The organism is Stenotrophomonas pictorum JCM 9942 (assembly GCF_001310775.1).
In the GTDB taxonomy this organism is placed as follows: Bacteria; Pseudomonadota; Gammaproteobacteria; order Xanthomonadales; family Xanthomonadaceae; genus Stenotrophomonas; species Stenotrophomonas pictorum.
Window position 1 is genome coordinate 1 of record NZ_BAZI01000721.1, and the last position, 768, is coordinate 768.

Below are 768 nucleotides of genomic sequence, written 5' to 3' on the forward strand. Positions count from 1 at the left end.
CGCTCGCGCATGGCCGGGGTGATGTCGCGATGCGGCGGTACCACGTAGCTGGCGAAGAAGCCGGAAATGACCGCCTCCTCCACGCCCAGCCCGGGCATGTCGGCCAGATTGCCGGACAGATCGCCGGTGACGATGCCCAGCTGCGCGCGCAGCCGGTCCACCTGCCAGCGGGCCTGGCCCATCACCTTCACCGGCAGCTGGCCGTCGCCGCGCGCCAGCGGGTACAGCTCGCGCGTGATCAGCTTGATGAACGAGGATTTGCCGCAGCCGTTCGGCCCCAGGATCGCGGTGTGCTGGCCCTGCTCGATGCGCAGATTCAGCTCATGCAGCACGCGGACCTGGCCACGGATCACGCAGGCCTGGTCCAGTTCGATCAACGGGGCCGCGTCGGCGGCAGGTGCGATGGACATGCAGGACAGGACGGGGCAGCGGACGGGTTGGACGCGGGACGGCGTCCCGGGCGGATGCAGTTTGCAGCGGCAGGCGCCATCATGGAACCACTGGTTTCATCTGCCATCGACCGGCCCGGAGCTGCGCAATGTCCCCCACCGTTATCGACTTCCTCTGCCGCGGCCTCACCGGACGGGGCGGATGGGAGCTGCTGGCGGTGCTGCGGGTGGCCACCCAGCGGATCATCTTCGCGGCGACCTTGTACCTGCACCGCAGCCCGGCGCAGGACTGGATCGAACGGCACCTCACGTTGCCGGTGGAGCATCGCGCGCGCCTGTCGGCATTGCTGGAAGCGCGCAGCCACCCTGCGGCCGAGCG

Annotated in this window: 1 protein-coding gene and 1 pseudogene; one reads left to right on the forward strand and one right to left on the reverse strand. The window is 69.5% G+C overall.

The window, feature by feature from the left end; genetic code table 11:
* On the reverse strand, window positions 1–410 hold a 410-nt coding region (locus JCM9942_RS17280; protein ID WP_157723053.1), incomplete at its 3' end, for an ATP-binding cassette domain-containing protein.
* 128 nt (window positions 411–538) lie between these two features.
* Between JCM9942_RS17280 and JCM9942_RS17285 the strand changes: the two are divergent.
* Window positions 539–768, forward strand: a pseudogene (locus tag JCM9942_RS17285) (hypothetical protein); the annotation flags it as partial.